The 15,466-nt window shown below is 73.3% G+C and carries 18 protein-coding genes; 12 read left to right on the forward strand and 6 right to left on the reverse strand.

The window, feature by feature from the left end; genetic code table 11:
• Positions 1-12: 12 nt before the first annotated feature.
• Positions 13-984, reverse strand: a complete 972-nt coding sequence (locus ACNYC2_RS06040) for an NAD(P)-dependent alcohol dehydrogenase (protein WP_419706157.1) — start codon at positions 982-984, stop codon at positions 13-15.
• Positions 985-1,170: 186 nt separating this feature from the next.
• Here ACNYC2_RS06040 and ACNYC2_RS06045 point away from each other — a divergent pair, with 186 nt between their 5' ends.
• Positions 1,171-2,217, forward strand: a complete 1,047-nt coding sequence (locus ACNYC2_RS06045; RefSeq protein WP_419706158.1) for a CobW family GTP-binding protein — start codon at positions 1,171-1,173, stop codon at positions 2,215-2,217.
• Positions 2,218-2,254: 37 nt separating this feature from the next.
• Positions 2,255-3,472, forward strand: a complete 1,218-nt coding sequence (locus tag ACNYC2_RS06050; protein ID WP_419706159.1) for an MFS transporter — start codon at positions 2,255-2,257, stop codon at positions 3,470-3,472.
• A gap of 10 nt (positions 3,473-3,482) precedes the next feature.
• Here the strand turns inward: ACNYC2_RS06050 and ACNYC2_RS06055 are convergent, their stop codons facing one another.
• From ACNYC2_RS06055 to ACNYC2_RS06070, 4 genes are read right to left on the reverse strand one after another with little or no spacing between them, the layout of a single operon-like run.
• Positions 3,483-3,926 carry a hypothetical protein gene (locus ACNYC2_RS06055; RefSeq protein WP_419706160.1) on the reverse strand — a complete coding sequence of 148 codons (444 nt, stop codon included), beginning with the start codon at positions 3,924-3,926 and terminating at the stop codon, positions 3,483-3,485.
• Positions 3,923-4,147 (reverse strand): hypothetical protein, encoded by a 225-nt coding sequence (locus tag ACNYC2_RS06060; RefSeq protein WP_419706161.1) that lies wholly within the window; start codon positions 4,145-4,147, stop codon positions 3,923-3,925. Before ACNYC2_RS06060 ends, ACNYC2_RS06055 begins: the two co-directional genes overlap by 4 nt.
• A 23-nt stretch (positions 4,148-4,170) precedes the next feature.
• The gene (locus tag ACNYC2_RS06065) at positions 4,171-4,614 is read right to left on the reverse strand and encodes a VOC family protein (RefSeq protein WP_419706162.1); all 444 of its coding nucleotides are present in this window, start codon (positions 4,612-4,614) and stop codon (positions 4,171-4,173) included.
• Between the two features lie 59 nt (positions 4,615-4,673).
• Complete coding sequence (locus ACNYC2_RS06070) at positions 4,674-5,102, reverse strand: hypothetical protein (RefSeq protein ID WP_419706163.1); 429 nt, start codon at positions 5,100-5,102, stop codon at positions 4,674-4,676.
• A 134-nt stretch (positions 5,103-5,236) separates the two neighbouring features.
• Between ACNYC2_RS06070 and ACNYC2_RS06075 the strand changes: the two genes are divergently transcribed.
• Positions 5,237-5,821 carry a CGNR zinc finger domain-containing protein gene (locus ACNYC2_RS06075; RefSeq protein WP_419706164.1) on the forward strand — a complete coding sequence of 195 codons (585 nt, stop codon included), beginning with the start codon at positions 5,237-5,239 and terminating at the stop codon, positions 5,819-5,821.
• A 223-nt stretch (positions 5,822-6,044) separates the two neighbouring features.
• Entirely contained in the window at positions 6,045-7,523 is a 1,479-nt protein-coding gene (locus ACNYC2_RS06080; RefSeq protein WP_419707785.1) for an HNH endonuclease, read from the forward strand.
• A 10-nt stretch (positions 7,524-7,533) separates the two neighbouring features.
• Here ACNYC2_RS06080 and ACNYC2_RS06085 read toward each other — a convergent pair whose 3' ends face one another.
• Positions 7,534-8,406 (reverse strand): zinc-binding dehydrogenase, encoded by an 873-nt coding sequence (locus tag ACNYC2_RS06085; RefSeq protein WP_419706165.1) that lies wholly within the window; start codon positions 8,404-8,406, stop codon positions 7,534-7,536.
• A gap of 494 nt (positions 8,407-8,900) precedes the next feature.
• On the opposite strand from ACNYC2_RS06085, the gene ACNYC2_RS06090 reads away from it, so the two are divergent.
• The 8 genes from ACNYC2_RS06090 (at position 8,901) to ACNYC2_RS06125 (ending at position 15,459) form a co-directional block, all read left to right on the forward strand.
• Positions 8,901-9,890, forward strand: a complete 990-nt coding sequence (locus tag ACNYC2_RS06090) for a LamG domain-containing protein (RefSeq protein WP_419706166.1) — start codon at positions 8,901-8,903, stop codon at positions 9,888-9,890.
• A 47-nt stretch (positions 9,891-9,937) separates the two neighbouring features.
• Positions 9,938-10,816: a bifunctional helix-turn-helix transcriptional regulator/GNAT family N-acetyltransferase gene (locus tag ACNYC2_RS06095; protein ID WP_419706167.1), complete on the forward strand. Its 879-nt coding sequence runs from the start codon at positions 9,938-9,940 to the stop codon at positions 10,814-10,816.
• Positions 10,817-10,896: 80 nt separating this feature from the next.
• Complete coding sequence (locus tag ACNYC2_RS06100; RefSeq protein ID WP_419706168.1) at positions 10,897-11,316, forward strand: CBS domain-containing protein; 420 nt, start codon at positions 10,897-10,899, stop codon at positions 11,314-11,316.
• Between the two features lie 20 nt (positions 11,317-11,336).
• Complete coding sequence (locus ACNYC2_RS06105) at positions 11,337-12,479, forward strand: FUSC family protein (RefSeq protein ID WP_419706169.1); 1,143 nt, start codon at positions 11,337-11,339, stop codon at positions 12,477-12,479.
• Between the two features lie 39 nt (positions 12,480-12,518).
• Positions 12,519-13,124, forward strand: coding sequence for a flavodoxin family protein (locus ACNYC2_RS06110; RefSeq protein WP_419706170.1), 606 nt, complete (start codon positions 12,519-12,521; stop codon positions 13,122-13,124).
• Between the two features lie 100 nt (positions 13,125-13,224).
• On the forward strand, positions 13,225-13,641 hold the full coding sequence (locus ACNYC2_RS06115) for a CBS domain-containing protein (protein ID WP_419706171.1): 417 nt from the start codon (positions 13,225-13,227) through the stop codon (positions 13,639-13,641).
• A gap of 7 nt (positions 13,642-13,648) precedes the next feature.
• Positions 13,649-15,043 carry a cytochrome P450 gene (locus ACNYC2_RS06120; protein ID WP_419706172.1) on the forward strand — a complete coding sequence of 465 codons (1,395 nt, stop codon included), beginning with the start codon at positions 13,649-13,651 and terminating at the stop codon, positions 15,041-15,043.
• Entirely contained in the window at positions 15,043-15,459 is a 417-nt protein-coding gene (locus ACNYC2_RS06125) for a DUF6098 family protein (protein ID WP_419706173.1), read from the forward strand. The genes ACNYC2_RS06120 and ACNYC2_RS06125 overlap by 1 nt, the downstream gene beginning before the upstream one ends.
• Positions 15,460-15,466 lie beyond the last annotated feature (7 nt).

A 15,466-nucleotide genomic window follows, 5' to 3' on the forward strand; every position in this document is an offset into this window, starting at 1 on the left:
GACCGCGACCGCTCACGCCTCCCGCGCGTGGCCCGCGATGTCGATGACCACCTTGCCGAGGGCGTGCCCTTCGCCGTGGAAGGCCAGCGCCCGGGGCACCTCGTCGAGCGGGAAGGTGCGGTCGATGTGGATGTCGATCTGCCCGGCGAGGCACAGGTCGGCCAGCGGCTCGAAGTACTTGGGGCCCAGGCGCACGGCCATGACCTGGATCCGGCGGCCGGTCAGCAGACCGGCGGCTGTGCCGACCGTGAGGATCCTCAGCAGCGTCCGCACGGGTCCGCCGACGCACAGGTACCGGCCACCGCGCGCCAGAGCGCGGCGGTAGGCGAACACGGACCGGTGAGCGACGAGGTCGAGGATGAGGTCGTACGGTCCGGTCCGGGTGTAGTCCTCGCTGCGGTGGTCGATGACGCGGTCGGCGCCGAGGGACCGCATGAAGTCGAGCTTGCCGGCATTGTCGACGGCGGTCACGTGGGCGCCGGCCTCCTTGGCGAGCTGGATCGCGAACGATCCCGAGCCGCCGCCGGCGCCGTTGATCAGCACCCGCCGGCTCGGGCCGGCTGCCGCGGTGCCCTGGATCGCGATCGGGCCGGCCTGCGGCAGCGTCGACGCCTCGGCGAACGTCAGGCCCGCCGGCTTGTGGGCGAGGGCCGACTCGGGCGCCACCGCGTAGTCGGCGAAGCCGCCCATGAGCGCGAGGTTGTCGCCGTACACCAGGTCGCCGGTCCGGAACCGCGTGACCGCGGAGCCGACGGACTCGACCCGGCCGGCGATGTCCGAGCCCAGGACCCGCCGACCCGGCCTGCGCAGCCCGCCGAACCGCGCGTAGGCCGGCGTCCCGTGCAACGCTTCCCAGTCGGAGAGGTTGATCGAGGTCGCCGCGACCTCGACGAGCACCTGGTCCGGTCCCGGAACCGGCTTCGGGATCTCCTCGACGCGCAGTACGTCCGGCGGCCCGTACTCGTCGTACACGACTGCCCGCATCCCGCTCCCCGCTCCGGTGGGTCCGACGTGTCGGACCGATGTGGTCCCGGTCTACACGGTCCGGCCATGGGCGACAAGGGCTTCGTGGGGCGAACCCGATGCTGAGAACGGTTATCATCAGCCGGGCGGCGTGCGGGCGCCGTCGGACCGCTGTCGGACCGCCGTCGAATCGGGGAGAGAGGCGCGATGAGCAGGACTGTTGTGTCCCAGCGCGTGCCCGTGGTGGTACTGACCGGGCACCTCGGCGCGGGCAAGACGACGCTGCTCAACCACCTCCTGCAGCAGCCCGGTGCACGGGTCGGTGTGGTGGTCAACGACTTCGGCGCCGTCAACGTCGACGCCGGCCTGGTCACGGGCCAGATCGACGAGCCGGAGTCGATCGCCGGGGGCTGCCTGTGCTGCCTGGAGGACGCCGGCGGGCTCGACGACGCGCTCGAGAAGCTCACCCATCCGCGGCTCGGGCTGGACGTCGTCATCGTGGAGGCCAGCGGCATCGCGGACCCCGTGACGCTGTCCCGCATGATCCGGTTCAGCGGCGTCGATCGGGTGCGGCCCGGGGGAGTGGTCGACGTGGTCGACGCCGTCGAGCACTTCGGCACCGTCGACCGTGGCGGCGACGCGCCCGCGCGGTACTCGGTCACGTCGCTCGTCGTCGTGAACAAGACGGACCGCCTGTCCGCGGAGGACAGCGAGCGGACGCTCGCGCGCATCGAGGCCCGCGTGCGCGAGCGCAACCCGGCGGCCCAGGTCGTGCGCACCTCGCACGGGCGCGTCGACCCCGCCCTGGTCTACGACGCCGCATCCGCCGAGGACCCGCCCGACCAGCTCCCGCTCGCGGCGCTCCTGCGCGACGGCCGCGAGCACGACCACCAGCACGCGGACGCCGTGACGGTCACCGCGTCCGGGCCGGTCAGCCCCGGGCTGCTGGTCGACCTGCTCGAGGACCCGCCGCCCGGCGCGTACCGGATCAAGGGCCGGGTGGTCGTCGACACCGGCCGGAGCCTGCGTGGGTACGTCGTCAACGTCGTGGGCCGGTCGGTGCACGTGGCCAGCCGCCGGGTCGGCGGTGCGGCGGGTGACGCCATGGCCGGCACGGGCGAGCTCGTCGCTATCGGCATGCACCTCGACGTCGAATACGTGCGGGAACGCCTGGAGCGGGCGGTGGCGCCGTCCGCCCGGTCGGATGCCAAGGGCTTCGCCCGCCTGCAGCGCTACCGTCGGCTGAGCGACTGAGAGTGGGAGCCCGGCCGACCTCGTAGGGTGAGTTCACGTGAGCCACGCCCCGACCGAGCAGCAACAGCCCATCCTGCGGACCCCCGGGATGCCGGCACTGCTCGGGGTATCGCTGCTCGGCTTCGCCGGCTACGCCCTCCTGCTGCCGACGGCGCCCCTGTGGGCCATTCGTGGCGGCGCCGACGAGGGCGGTGCCGGGCTGGTCAACGCCGTCCTGATGCTCGCGACCGTCGCCTTCCAGACGACGGTGCCGTGGGCGCTGCGCCGGTGGGGCTGGCGCACCACGCTCGTCGCCGGGGTGCTGCTGCTCGGCCTGCCCTCGTTCGGGCTGCTGCTCACGGACCAGCTCGCCGGGATCCTGGCGGTGTCCGCCGTCCGGGGTGCGGGGTTCGCCATCGTGACGGTCTGCGGCGCGAGCGCCATCGCCGAGCTGGTCGACGCCTCCCGGCGCGGGCGGGCGATCGGCGTCTACGGGCTCGCCGTCGCCGTCCCCCAGCTGCTGCTCGTGCCGAGCGCCGCCTGGATCGCCGAGTCGGTCGACTTCCGGGTGGTGTTCGGGTTCGGCGCGCTGCCCGCGCTCGCCGTGCCCTTTGCGGCGGCCCTGGGCCGCCGGCTCGACGCCGTCGCACGGCAGGACGCCGCCCGGGACGCGGCGGACGCCGAACCGCGGCAGGCGCGGGGGAGGGTGCTGCTGGCGCTCGTCCTGCCCTCGCTCGTCCTGCTCGCCGTCACCACTCCTGGCGGGGCGCTGCTCACGTTCGCCCCGCAGTTCCGGCACGGGGCGGCGGTCGCCGTGCTCGGCCTGCTGGGCTTCACGGCCGCGGCGGCCCTGTCCCGCTGGCTGGTCGGCGGGCCGGCGGACCGGTTCGGGCCGCGCAGGTTCGTCCCGCCGCTGCTCGTCCTCTGTGCGGGCGGCCTGGCCCTGTGCGCCTGGTCCCTGTCCGGCGGCGGCCCGGGGGCCGGCGTCCTGGTGGCGGGCATGACCATCGTCGGCATCGCCTACGGCAGCCTGCAGAACCTGACCCTGGTCGCCGCCTTCGCCGCCGTGCCCGACCGCGACCGCAGCGTCGCCTCCGCCGTCTGGAACATCGGGTTCGACGCCGGGACCGGGCTCGGCTCGCTGGTGGTCGGGTTCATCGCCGCAGGGACGAGCTTCTCCGCCGGCCTGCTGACCACCGCGGCGCTGTGCGGGGTGATCGCCGTGCTCGCCCTGATGGGCGGCAGGGATGCGGGCCGACGGAGCGCGTCAGCCTGACCGCGCCGGCTCAGAAGTCGAAGCCCCCGATCCCGCCACCACCGAACGTACTCTCCTCGTCGCCGTCCGCGGCCCAGGCCTCCCAGACCACCGACGACGCGGCGTAGGCCGCGACGGCGCCGAGGATCGCCGCACCGACGGCGCTGCTGAGCGCAGCGCCGGGTGCGTCCGTCCCGAGCATCCGGGACACCGCGCCCCGCTCGCGGGCCTCCGCGTGCGACGCCGACCGGGCCAGCGCGGCCGGAGAGGCGTCGGCGGGGCGCTCGTCGGCGCTCGCGGCCGCGCTGAGCCGGTCGAAGACAGCGGCGCGCTGCTCGGGGCTCAGCCGCTCGAAGGCCCGGGCATGCACCCCCTCGACCACGGCCGGCGGGGCCGATCCGAGCATCTTCTCGTAGCGGTCGAGCGCGTGGGAGTCGGCGGCGGCCGCCCGGGTCCGGCGATCAGAGGGGCTCATGACCGTCTCCTTTCTTGTGCGTCGGGGGTGGGTGCGTCGGTGGCCGGGACCAGGCGGTAGCCCTGCTCCGCCAGGGCGCGAGCCATGTGCACGGCGTACCACTCGGGCCAGGCCTCGTCGTAGACGCCGCCCAGCTCCTCCTGCTCGTGGACGCCGTGCGCGGCGGCGGCCTGCTTGAGCAGGCCGACCAGGATCTCGTCCGCTGCGGGGTTCTTCTGCATGGCGGTCTCCGTCGTCCGGGTCGTCAGCGGCCGGGGAGGCGGTCGACGACCTGCTGGAGCACCCACTCGTTGCCGTCCGGGTCGGCGAACGAGGCGAAGGACGCGTAGCTGTCGTGCTCCGGGTGCGGACCCGGGACGCGGTGCGCGGTGCCGGCCCAGTGGAAGACGCCGTCCTCGTCGTGCCAGATCTCGCTGACGTCGGCGCCGCGTTCCTTGAGCTCGGCGCGTGCCGTGGCGAGGTCCGTGACGATCAGGTGCAGGCCCCGCACGGAGCCGGGGGCGGCGTCCGTCAGGTGCTCGCCGAAGATGATCGACGCCGGCGATCCCGGCGGGGTGAGCTGGACGACGCGCAGGCCGCGCTCGGTCGAGAAGTCGGCGTCGTGCCGCCAGCCGAGCCCCTCGTAGAAGGCCTTGGCGCGGTCCACGTCCGAGACGGGCAGGACGACTACCTCGAGCTTGAGCTCCATGGTGTTCTCTCCGGTTCTGGTGCTGGTAGGGGCGGTGCGGGATGGTCGTGCCGGGCGGGTCACCGAGCGCGCAGCGGGGCCGCGAAGGACCTGCTGAGCGAGGCGGGGCCGACGAGGGGCAGCAGGGCTGCGAGCAGCTTGCGCTGGAGGGTCTGGGGTCGGCGGGTCAGCTCGACGTCGATCCGGCTGCCGTCCCCTGCGGGGGAGACCTGGAAGACCCAGCCGCCGCCGGGTCCGAACACCTTCGAGTCGAGTGTCGTGATGTCGACCCGGCCGCGCTCGTCGTCCCACTCGTAGCGGGCGCGCTCCCAGGCGGACGCCGTGCCCTCGGTCACCTCGGCCCAGGTGTCTCCCTGGGCGTGGACCGTGAAGTGCTCGGCATCGATGCTCGGCCAGGCCTCGGCACGAACCGGGTTGAAGTCGGTCAGCACCCGCATGGCGGCTGCGGGGGCGAGCGAGGAGTCGAGGTGAAAGCGGACGGCGGTCATGGTCGGGCTCCTTGGTCTGAGTAACCACTCTGAACGGTTACTGCGATGACAGGAACTGTGGCACAGGACGTGTAACCCGTCAAACTGGTTACAGGGACTTGTGTGTCACACCGGTCACCGGTCAGAATGGTTACGTGAACCACGCCTTCCCCTGCGGGACGCTCGCCCTCGACTTCCTGGGCACGCTGCGCGCCCGCCGCAACCCGCTCCCGGCCGAGAAGCTCGGCACGCCCGAGCTGCTCGACGACTGGTTCGTGGAGTCAGGGATGTTCGACGGCGCGCCCGGCGCCGACGAAGCGGACCTTGCCGCGGCGCTCGAGCTGCGCGAGTCGGTGTACTCGCTCGTCGAGGCGCGGATCGCGGGGCGCCCCCTCGACGTCGACGGCGGCGACGTCGCCGTCCTGAACCGGCATGCCGCGCAGGCGCCCGTGGTGCTGCGGCTCGGCCCGGGCGGCACGCGGCGCTCGGGCACCGCCGCGCAGGGGCTGGCCACGGTGGCCCGCGAGGCCGTCGAGATCCTGGGCGGCCCGGACGCGGCACTGCTGCGCGAGTGCGGCCGGCCCGAGTGCACGCAGGTCTACCTCGACCGGTCCCGCGGTCACCGGCGCGAGTGGTGCGCCATGCGGACGTGCGGCAACCGGGTCAAGGTCTCGGCCTACCGCTCCCGCCACCGCACCGGGGACGCGCCGGGCGCGACGGCGGCTGCCGGTCACGTGTGATCGCGGTGGCTGGACGGGTGGTGGTGGCGTTCGGTTTCTGCTGGTGGCGTACGGGGCATCGTTCGGCGCGCGATGCGAACGTGTGTGCCATATGTTGATGGCATGACAATCAGCCGGAGGTGTACCTGGAGCGGGCGACCAGCCTCGCGGGCCGGTGCTGCCCTCTGGCGGTGCGGTGCTACGCGCGGCCGATGTCCGGGCGCTGCGCGAGGTGCTGGCCGGCATGATCCTGCCAGGCGGTACCGACACGGCGTCGTCCGTCTCGAAGGGGGCGCAGGCGGAGTGGGTGGACCTGCTCGGTGAGCTGGAGGCCGTGAAGAACACGGTGACGGCCACCCAAGGCCGGCTGGCGGTGGCACTGGAGGAGGCCACGAAGGCGGACGAGGCGAGGCAGGGCGTCCGGGCCGAGCGGCGGGGTCGCGGCGTGCCGAACCAGGTGGGTCCGGCGATGCGGCTCAGCCCGCATGCGGGAGGGGCGTTCCTGGGTACGGCTCGGGCGTGGATCACCGATATGCCGCACACCTTCGACGCGCTGCGTACCGGCGTGCTCTCGCAGTGGCGCGCGACGCTCATGGTGCGCGAGACCGCGCACCTGTTGGCGGAGCACCGGGCGCAGATCGACGAGCAGATCTGCGGGCCCGCGAACCTGGCCGCGCTTGCTCGGACGGGCACCCGGCGGCTGGTCGCGCAGATCAAGGAGCTGGCGGGAGAGCTCGACGTGCACGCCTGCGTGAAGCGGAACGCGAAGGCAGTGTCGGAGCGACGTGTCTCCGTGCGCCCGGCGCCCGATCTGATGGTCTACCTGACCGCGCTGGTGCCGATGCAGCAGGGCGTGCAGGCGTACGCGCAGCTCAAGGCCCATGCCGACGCGGCGAAGGCGGCCGGCGACGAGCGGGGTGCCGGCCAGATCATGGCGGACACCCTGATCGAGCGGGTGGCCGGCCGTGAGCCGGGCAAGGCCGACGAGGTGCCCGTCACGATCAACCTGCTGGTCTCCGACCAGACGCTGCTCGCCGGTGGCGAGGAACCGGCAGTCGTCGTAGAGGGGGCTCCCTCGGGGGTGGGCGCGGTCCCGGCGCCGGTCGCTCGCGAGCTCGCCGCGCACGGGATCGACGCCGACGCGGCCTGGCTCCGCTCGATCTATGTCGATCCCCGGGGTCGCCTGCTGGCGACCACGTCGGTGTCCCGGTTCCACCCGCCGGGCCTTTCCGCGCTGCTTCGCGCTCGTGAGCAGGGCATCTGCGCCACGTCCTGGTGCGACGCCCCGGTGCGGCACATCGACCACGTGACGCCGTTCGCCGAGGGCGGTCGGACCAGCCTGGGCAACGGCCAGGGCCTGTGTGCGCGCTGCAATCACGCGAAGCAGGCGCCGGGGTGGAGACAGAAGGCCACCGAGGTCGACGGCCGGCACGCGGTCGAGACGGTTACGCCGACGGGGCACACCTATGTCGCTGTCGCGCCGGAGCCGCCACGTCCCGTGAGGGTCCAGGGCGCGGACGGCGCACCCGGATGGACCCCTGCCGTCGGCATGGGCCCACCCGGGCGTGTCCCGCGGAGCCGCTACTCGATCGGCTGTCATGCCGGTCCAGATCGAGGCGCGATCACCTACCGGCCAGCCACGAAGACGGGCCCAGGCCGTCGGCCATCTCGGCGCGCCAGACCCGCAGATCTCTCCTGGGTACATCCAGGATCCGCGCGATAGCTGCTCGGCGTCAGGGCACCAGCACGATCCGCCCGAACACCGTGCCCGCATCCATCTGTCGGTGCGCCTCGGCCGCCTGGGTCAGGGGCAGCACGTCGTGCACGACGGCATGCAGCTCGCCACGCACGGCGGCGGCGAACAGCTCGGTCCGGGCGGCGTCCAGCGCCGTCGCCGGCACCGTGTCGAGGCTGAACGTCGCGACCGAGCGGGACTGCTGGAACGTGCTCAGGAGCCGAGCGCCGAAGTCGGGCGACGGGAACCCGGCGACCGCTCCGACCAGGACCAGCCGCCCGTTCGGCGCGAGCCGGTCCAGGAACTCGGGAGTGTCCGGTCCGCCGACGATGTTGATGACCACGTCGAACGACGCGGGGGCGTCCGGGTCCCCGCTGCCGGAGCGGTCGAGCACGTGTGTCGCCCCGAGATCGCGCAGGCGGCTGCCGCGCTCGGCCGACGACGTCGTCACCGCCACCGCGCTCGCGCCGCCCCGTGCCGCGAGCTCCACGGCCGCGATGCCTATGCTCCCCGCCGCGCCGCGCACGAGCACGGACTCCCCGGACACGAAGTGCGCGTGGGCGAGCGCAAAGTGCGCCACGGGCGCCGAGCTGCCGAAGGCCACCGCGTCGATCGACGACAGCTCCTCGGGAAGCGCGACGACGTCGCCCACCCTGACGACCGCGTGCTCGACGTAGCCGCCGGTGCCACCAGTGAACGCCCATACCCGGCGACCCAGCCACGACCCGTCGACGTCCGCCCCGACGGCGGTCACCGTGCCCGCGACCTCGCCGCCCGGGATCAGGCCTTCGGTGAAGCCGTAGCCGGTGATGGTGCCGCGCCGGATGACGGCGTCGACCCCGCCCACCCCGATCGCCTGGGTCTCGATCACGAGCTGCCCTGACCCGGGAACCGGGACTGGGATGTCCGTCACCGTCATGCCGCTCGGGTCGCCGAATCGCTCGATAGTCACTGCTCGCATCGTTCGTCTCCGTTGTTCTGTTCGTGGTCCCTGCGCCGGCGACGCTAACGGACGGGGGCGTCCACTTAGCCGAACTGAGAGAGGGCCGCCGCTCATTGCCCCACTTGAGGGCTGCGCCCGGTCAGCGAGGCTCCGTGCTGACCGGGGGTGAAGTTGCGATCCGGGTGAATCTCTACCCAGGGGTCAAGATTCGCCCGCACAAAACATGGTCAATCGCCTTGCTCGCGCATCACCGACGGCCGCCATGCCGGTTCGACTCATCTGACCTGGACATTTGTCCACGTTGACCAGCGCATTGCCGTGGACAAGGCTCACGGGGCAAACAGCTCGACGGCATGGCCCGCAGCGGTGCGGTCCCCGCCGTTTGCTGGCGAACTGTCGCGCGTCGGTCGGGAGGCCCTGTGATGAGTGTCCGAGCTGTAGCCAGAAGCGTCCTGTCGGGTGGCGCATCGCGTGTTCCCGGAACGGTCCTGCGGTCGCGGCGGGCGGCCGGTGCGGCACTCGCTCTGCTCCTGGCAGGCTCCCTGGCGGCGACCGTGGCTGCGCCCGCGATGGCCGGCACCGCGCAGGCCCACGGCGGCGCCGCCGAGTTCAGCCCGGTGGCGACGGTGGACTTCCCCGCGTCACCGGCGAGCTGGCACATGGACCAGTTCGAACCGATCCCAGGATCTACCGACGTCTACACACCTGACGCGACTGCGTCAGGAAACGCCTTGCGGCTGTCGGAGGGCGTGGGCCGCGCACCGGGGCCGTTCGCGCTGAACCAGGTGCGCCCGGACGACCAGGCGCTGACGTTCGACGGAACCCCTGCGGATGCGGCGTCCACGGCCGGACCGCTGGTGAGGATGTTCGACGGCTCGGGGTTCAGCGCCTCGGCGTTCGTGCGGGCCGACGACCTCACATCGGGCTCGCAGACCGTGGTCAGCCAGGACGGCGAGGTCGGTTCGGGGTTCCGGCTGGAGCGGCTCTCGGCCGGGGACGGCTGCCCCGACGGGCTGCAGACCTGCTGGGGCTTCCGGATGTACACCGGTGACGGCGGCGGCTCGGTGCTGGCCACGTCCGATCGACCGGTGGCCGCCGGCGAGTGGGTACACCTCACCGGGGTGTTCACCACGTCGACGAACGAGCTGCGTCTGTCGGTGTGTCCCGTACCCGTTGACCCCGACGGGCGCGACCCGGAGGGCGCCGGCATCCCGGTCGTCGACCCGGAGTCCGGGACTGCCGCGTACACGGGTTCGCCGTGGGTGGCGAGCGGCTCGGTGCAGGTGGGTCGCTCTCAGGTCGACGGGTCGCCGTCCGATCACTGGAACGGAGCGATCGACGAGGTCCGTGTCTACGGCGAGCCGGTGAGCAGTGGGCGGATCATGCGCATCTGCACCGGCAGCCTGGTGTAACGGGCAGCCGGTTCCGGTCGCCACAATCTCTGACTAAAGTCAGAGATGTGACCCTCGTCGAAACCGTCCGTCGCTTCAACCGCAGCTACACCCAGCGCATCGGCGCCCTGGAGGAGTCGTTCCTCGGCACGGGCCGGCCGCTCGGCGCGTCACGCCTCCTCTTCGAGGTGGGGCCCGACGGCGCGGCGGTCCGGGAGCTGCGCGAGCGCCTCGACCTGGACTCGGGCTACCTGACCCGGCTCCTGTCCCGGCTGAGCGACGACGGGCTCGTCGAGGTGCGCCCCGACCCGGCCGACCGGCGTCGGCGGACCGTGCGGCTCACCGCCGTCGGGCGGACGGCGTACCGCGAGCTGGACGAGCGCTCCGAGCAGAAGGCGCGCACGCTGCTCGAACCGCTCACCGAGCGGCAGCGCGCCCGGCTGGACGAGGCGCTCGGCACCGCCGACCTGCTGATCCGCGCGGCGACCGTGCACCTGCGCGTCGTGGACCCGGTGAGCGAAGCGGCTACCGCTGCGCTGGGGGAGTACTACGCCGAGCTCGACCGTCGCTTCTCGGGCGGGTTCGTGCCCGACCCGCACCAGCAGGGCGCCGACGCGCTGCGGGCGCCTGGCGGCGCCTTCGTGGTCGCGACCAGCGACGGCGTCCCCGTGGCCTGCGGCGGGGTGCGGAGGCTCGACGCGGAGACGGGCGAGATCAAGCGGATGTGGGTCGCGTCGAGCTGGCGCGGCGCGGGCCTCGGCACGCGGCTGCTCCGGCGGCTGGAGAGCGAGGCGCTGAGCCTGGGCTGCTCCCGCATCGTGCTGGACACCAACGGGGCGCTGACCGAGGCGATCACGATGTACGGCCGGGCCGGTTACCGCGAGATCGCGCCGTACAGCCAGGACAACCCGTATGCGGAGCTGTACTTCGAGAAGCCGCTGGGCTGACCGCCCCGGGATGCGAGCTGGGCACCGGCACGACACGGTGAAGAACGCCCGGCAAGCAGAACCGAGGGAAGGAGCGAGACATGGCTCAGCAGACAGTCGCGGACGTCATGACCCCGGCACCGACCACGATCGGCATGTCCGAGACGCTTGAGACAGCCGCCCGGACGATGGCGGCCCAGGACGTGGGCGCGCTGGTCGTGCAGGCGGGGAACACCACCGTCGGCATCGTCACCGACCGGGACCTCGTGGTCCGCGGCCTGGCCGAGGGGCTCGGCCTCGAGGCGATGGTCGGGGAGGTGGCGAGCGAGGAGCTGCTCTCGATAGGCCCCGGCGTCCCCGTGGAGACAGCGGTCGAGCTCATGCGGGTCGCCGCCGTCCGGCGCATTCCCGTGATGGACGGCGACGACACGGTGGGCATCATCTCGATCGGCGACCTCGCGATCGAACGCGACCCGTTCTCGGCGCTGGCCGAGATCTCCGACGCGGCGCCGAACGACTGAGCGCCGCGCAGGCCCGGGAGATGGTCGACTCACGGCTCCCGCTGGCGGTGGTCCGCCCGGCCGGCGCGCTCTCGGCCGTGCACCGCGCCTGGCTGAGCCACCCGCGCTGGTCGCTGGCCGCCAAGGGTGCGCTCGCGGCCAGCCTCGCCTGGTTCGTCGGGCTCCTCGCGCCCGAACCGTTCGCCCAGTACCCGTACTACGCGCCGCTCGGCGCCGTGCTCGCCACCACCAGCACGGTGGTGCGCTCGGTGCGCGACTCCCTCCAGTCGGTCGCCGCGGTACTGGTCGGCGCGCTCATCGCCCGGACCGTGCACCTGCTGCCGCTGCCCGGGCTGGTGGAGCTGGCGATGGTGGTGGGCCTGGCCCTGCTGTGCGTGGGCTGGCGGATCTTCGGCGACATGGGCAGCTGGACCGTCATGTCGTCGATCTTCGTGCTCATCCTCGGGAACGGCGGCGACGGCGACGGCATGGAGTTCATCGGCTCGTACGTCGGGCTGATCCTCGTCGGCGCGTCGATAGGGATCGCCGTCAACCTGCTTCTCCCGCCGCTGCCGCTCACCCCTTCGGAGCTGGCGCTCGGCCGGCTGCGCGACGGGATGGCCGACCAGGTGGAGCTGCTGGCGAACTGGCTCGAGGACAGGGGGACGCTGGATCCCGACGAGTGGGAGCGCCGCCGCCAGCAGCTCTTCCCGACCGTCGAGGGCGCACGCGCCGCCATCGCCCAGACGCGGGAGGCGTCGCGGGCCAACCTGCGCGTGCGATACAAGCGCAACGAGTACTGGGTGGCGTCCCAGACCCGCCGCGCCGGCGCGCTCGGCACGTCGGCCGAGGTGGTCGACGAGATAGTGCGCCTGCTCGTCGAGTGGGAGCGGGACGGGCGCGACGAGGTGGCGCTCGGGCAGCGGCTCAGGCCCGAGTTCGCCGCCACCCTGCGGGCGTTCGCGACCGCCCTGCGCGCCGCCGTCACCCGGGACGTCGCGGACCGGCCGGCGGCCGGAGCGGCCCGGGACGAGGCGGCCGACGCCGTCGCCGGGCTCGACCGCTCCGTGGAAGAGCTCCGCGAGGTCGTCCGCACGGCCCAGCGCTCCTCCGAGCAGGACTACTTCGTCGCCGGAGCCCTCATCGTCAACCTCGCCCGCGGCGCCGACGCGCTGCGCCTCTGACCACCCGTCCATATCCATCCGACCCGACCAGGAGATCCCATGAAAGCCCTGTTCATCAGCTGCACGCTCAAGAAGTCCCCGGCACCGTCCAACACGGAGTCGCTCGCCGCGGTCGTCGCCGACGCCCTCCGGGAGCGCGGCGTCACCGTCGAGCACGTCCGGCTCGCCGACCTCGACGTCCTGCCCGGGGTACAGACCGACCTGGGGGAGGGCGACGACTGGCCCCGCGTGCACGACCGGCTCCTCGAATCCCAGATCCTCGTCGTCGTCACCCCCACCTGGGTGGGACACCCCTCGTCCATGGCCCAGCGCATGCTCGAACGCATGGACGCGATGATCTCCGAGACCGCCGACGACGGCACCCCCGTCGCCTACAACCGGGTGGCCGGAGTCGTCGTCACGGGCAACGAGGACGGCGCGCACCACGTCATCTCCGAGATCAACGGGGCGCTGGCCGACATCGGGTACACGATCCCCGGCCAGGCCTGGACCTACTGGAACCAGGGCCCCGGCCCCGGCGACGAGTACCCCCAGACCGAGCACGGCCACGAGTGGTCGCACAGCACCGGGCGCCTCATGGCGCACAACCTGCACGCGGTCGCGACGGCGCTCGCGGCCCAGCCGGTCCCGCCGCCGCCCAGCTAGCCAGCCCTCACAGCCGGCATGCGAGCGAAATGCCACCGGGGCATGGTGGACATGTCGGTGAAGCAGCCCGCCGTCGGCCCTACCGAGGGAGGAGTGCGACATGGTTCAGAGAGTCGCAGATGTCATGACCCCAGCGCCGACCAGCGTCGACACGACGGACACGATCGAGGCAGCCGCCCGCGCGATGGCCTCGGGAGACGTCGGTGCGCTGATCGTCGAGTCCGAGTCCAGGATCGTGGGCATCATCACCGACCGGGACATCGTGGTCCGCGGCCTCGCCGAAGGACGCGGCCTCGACGCGACGGTCGGCGAGATCGCGAGCGACCAGCTCGTGACAGTCGGCCCCGGCGACCCCGTCGCCACCGCCGTCGAGGTGATGCGCGACGCCGCGGTGCGGCGCGTACCGGTGATGGACGGCGACACGGCAGTCGGCATCGTCTCGATCGGTGACCTCGCCGTCGAGCGCGACCCGTCGTCGGCGCTCGCGGACATCTCCGAGGAACCGCCGAACCGCTGAGTCGGTCATGACCTCGACGTCCGCGGCCCGCACGCCCGCCCACCGCACGCGCATGCCTACGCCCGCCCACCGCACGCCCGTGGACCTGAGCCCGGGAGAGGCCGCACGCGTCGTCGGCCGGGTGCTCGCGCCGCTGGTCGCCCAGGGCGCGATCATCCGCCGGCCGCGTGCGACCGCGTGGGCGGAACGGCACCAGGCGGACCGCACCGCACGCGCCGTCCTGGGCGGGCTGCGGGAACGGCACGACCGCGCCCCGCTCGCCTTCGGCGTCGGGCCGCGGCGGTTCGTCGTGGTCACCGAGCGGGAGGACGTACGCCGCCTGCTCGAGGACTCGCCGGAGCCCTTCTCTCCGGCCACCAAGGAGAAGCGGGGCGCGCTCGCGCACTTCCAGCCCGAGGGCGTGCTCATCTCGTCCACCACCGAGCGCTGGCACCGGCGGCCGTTCAACGAGCACGCGCTGCAGATGGACCAGCCGGTGCACGGCGACGGCGCCGCCTTCGTGGACGCCGTGCGCCGCGGCGTGGTGGAGCTGACCGGGCAGCTCGACGCGACGGGGCGGTTCGACGCGTACGCCTTCCACGAGGCGTGGTGGGGCATCGTGCTGGAGGTCGTGCTCGGCACGAAGGCCCGCGGGGACCGTGAGCTCGTGGCGATCCTCAACACCCTGCGGCGTGACGCGAACTGGTCGTGGCTGCACCCCAGGCGCACGCGGCTCCGCGAGGAGCTGGACCGCCGGATCGCGTCCTACCTGCGTGCGCCCGAGCCCGGCTCGCTCGCCGAAGCGGCCCACCGGAGCGGCCCCGCGACGGCGGTGGGTCAGGTGCCGCACTGGCTCTTCGCGTTCGACGCCGCCGGGGCGGCGACCCTGCGGGCGCTGGCGATCGTCGCCGCCCGGCCCGAGGTCCGCGAGCGCGTGCTCGCGGAGGCGGGCCAGGGCGGTTCGGCTGCGTCGTGGCAGGCCGGGCAGGGCCCGGCGCTCCTGCCCTACGCGCGGGCCTGCGTGCTGGAGTCGGTACGCCTGTGGCCGACGACGTTCGTGGTGCTGCGCGAGTCCACCGGCCCGACGATCTGGGGCCGGCGGACCCTGCCCGCACACACGGGGTTCGTCGTCGTCAGCTCGTTCTTCCACCGCGACCCGGCCGCGCGGCCGCACGCCGACGCGTTCGTCCCGGAGGCGTGGCTGGACGGCCGCAACGACGGCGACTGGGGGCTCGTCCCGTTCAGCGGCGGGCCGGCCGCGTGCCCCGGCCGGAACGTGGTGCTCCTGGTCGCGAGCCACCTGCTGGCGCGGCTGGCGACGCGGGACCTGCGCGTGGCCCGCGGGCGGTACCTGGGCCGGGACCCGCTGCCCGCCACCGTGGATCATCTGGGCCTGCGCTTCCGGACGGCGGGGAGCGCCTGATGCTGCCCGGTGTGCCGCACCTGCGCTCGCTCGCCGAGGTGGCGGAGCTCGTCGAGGCGGTGTCGCCGCTCTACGTGCGGTTCAGCGGGGGACCGGTGGCCGACGCCGCCACGGTGAGCCGGGACCACGAGAGCGGCTGCCTGCTGCCCGGGCTCAGCGTCAACCCGCTGACGCCCGAGCCGTGGTGGGACCGGAAGCTCGAGCACTGGCTGGCGCGGCAGCTGTGCCAGTACGCCCACCTGCTGGCGCCCGACCGGTACCCGTGGGCGCTGACCGGCGAGATCGCGGGCCGCGGGCCGGACTGCGAGCCGCTCCTGGTCGGCACGACCGCCGTCGCGACCATCGACCAGTCGGTGGTCGACGAGGCCGCGGAGACGTACGAGCGGGAGTTCCGCGCCGGCGCGGACGGGCGGTGACGGCGCC

This window comes from Promicromonospora sp. NFX87, assembly GCF_048564965.1.
In the GTDB taxonomy this organism is placed as follows: Bacteria; Actinomycetota; Actinomycetes; order Actinomycetales; family Cellulomonadaceae; genus Promicromonospora.

Bases quoted from the DNA above. Each gene is read 5' to 3' on its own strand.
- ACNYC2_RS06120 (WP_419706172.1), top strand. From the start codon at position 13,649: ATGACCTCGACGTCCGCGGCCCGCACGCCCGCCCACCGCACGCGCATG.
- ACNYC2_RS06090 (WP_419706166.1), top strand. From the start codon at position 8,901: ATGAGTGTCCGAGCTGTAGCCAGAAGCGTCCTGTCGGGTGGCGCATCG.
- ACNYC2_RS06065 (WP_419706162.1), bottom strand. From the start codon at position 4,614: ATGGAGCTCAAGCTCGAGGTAGTCGTCCTGCCCGTCTCGGACGTGGAC.
- ACNYC2_RS06040 (WP_419706157.1), bottom strand. From the start codon at position 984: ATGCGGGCAGTCGTGTACGACGAGTACGGGCCGCCGGACGTACTGCGC.
- ACNYC2_RS06125 (WP_419706173.1), top strand. From the start codon at position 15,043: ATGCTGCCCGGTGTGCCGCACCTGCGCTCGCTCGCCGAGGTGGCGGAG.
- ACNYC2_RS06055 (WP_419706160.1), bottom strand. From the start codon at position 3,926: ATGAGCCCCTCTGATCGCCGGACCCGGGCGGCCGCCGCCGACTCCCAC.
- ACNYC2_RS06115 (WP_419706171.1), top strand. From the start codon at position 13,225: ATGGTTCAGAGAGTCGCAGATGTCATGACCCCAGCGCCGACCAGCGTC.
- ACNYC2_RS06060 (WP_419706161.1), bottom strand. From the start codon at position 4,147: ATGCAGAAGAACCCCGCAGCGGACGAGATCCTGGTCGGCCTGCTCAAG.
- ACNYC2_RS06100 (WP_419706168.1), top strand. From the start codon at position 10,897: ATGGCTCAGCAGACAGTCGCGGACGTCATGACCCCGGCACCGACCACG.
- ACNYC2_RS06045 (WP_419706158.1), top strand. From the start codon at position 1,171: ATGAGCAGGACTGTTGTGTCCCAGCGCGTGCCCGTGGTGGTACTGACC.
- ACNYC2_RS06080 (WP_419707785.1), top strand. From the start codon at position 6,045: ATGATCCTGCCAGGCGGTACCGACACGGCGTCGTCCGTCTCGAAGGGG.
- ACNYC2_RS06110 (WP_419706170.1), top strand. From the start codon at position 12,519: ATGAAAGCCCTGTTCATCAGCTGCACGCTCAAGAAGTCCCCGGCACCG.
- ACNYC2_RS06070 (WP_419706163.1), bottom strand. From the start codon at position 5,102: ATGACCGCCGTCCGCTTTCACCTCGACTCCTCGCTCGCCCCCGCAGCC.
- ACNYC2_RS06105 (WP_419706169.1), top strand. From the start codon at position 11,337: ATGGTCGACTCACGGCTCCCGCTGGCGGTGGTCCGCCCGGCCGGCGCG.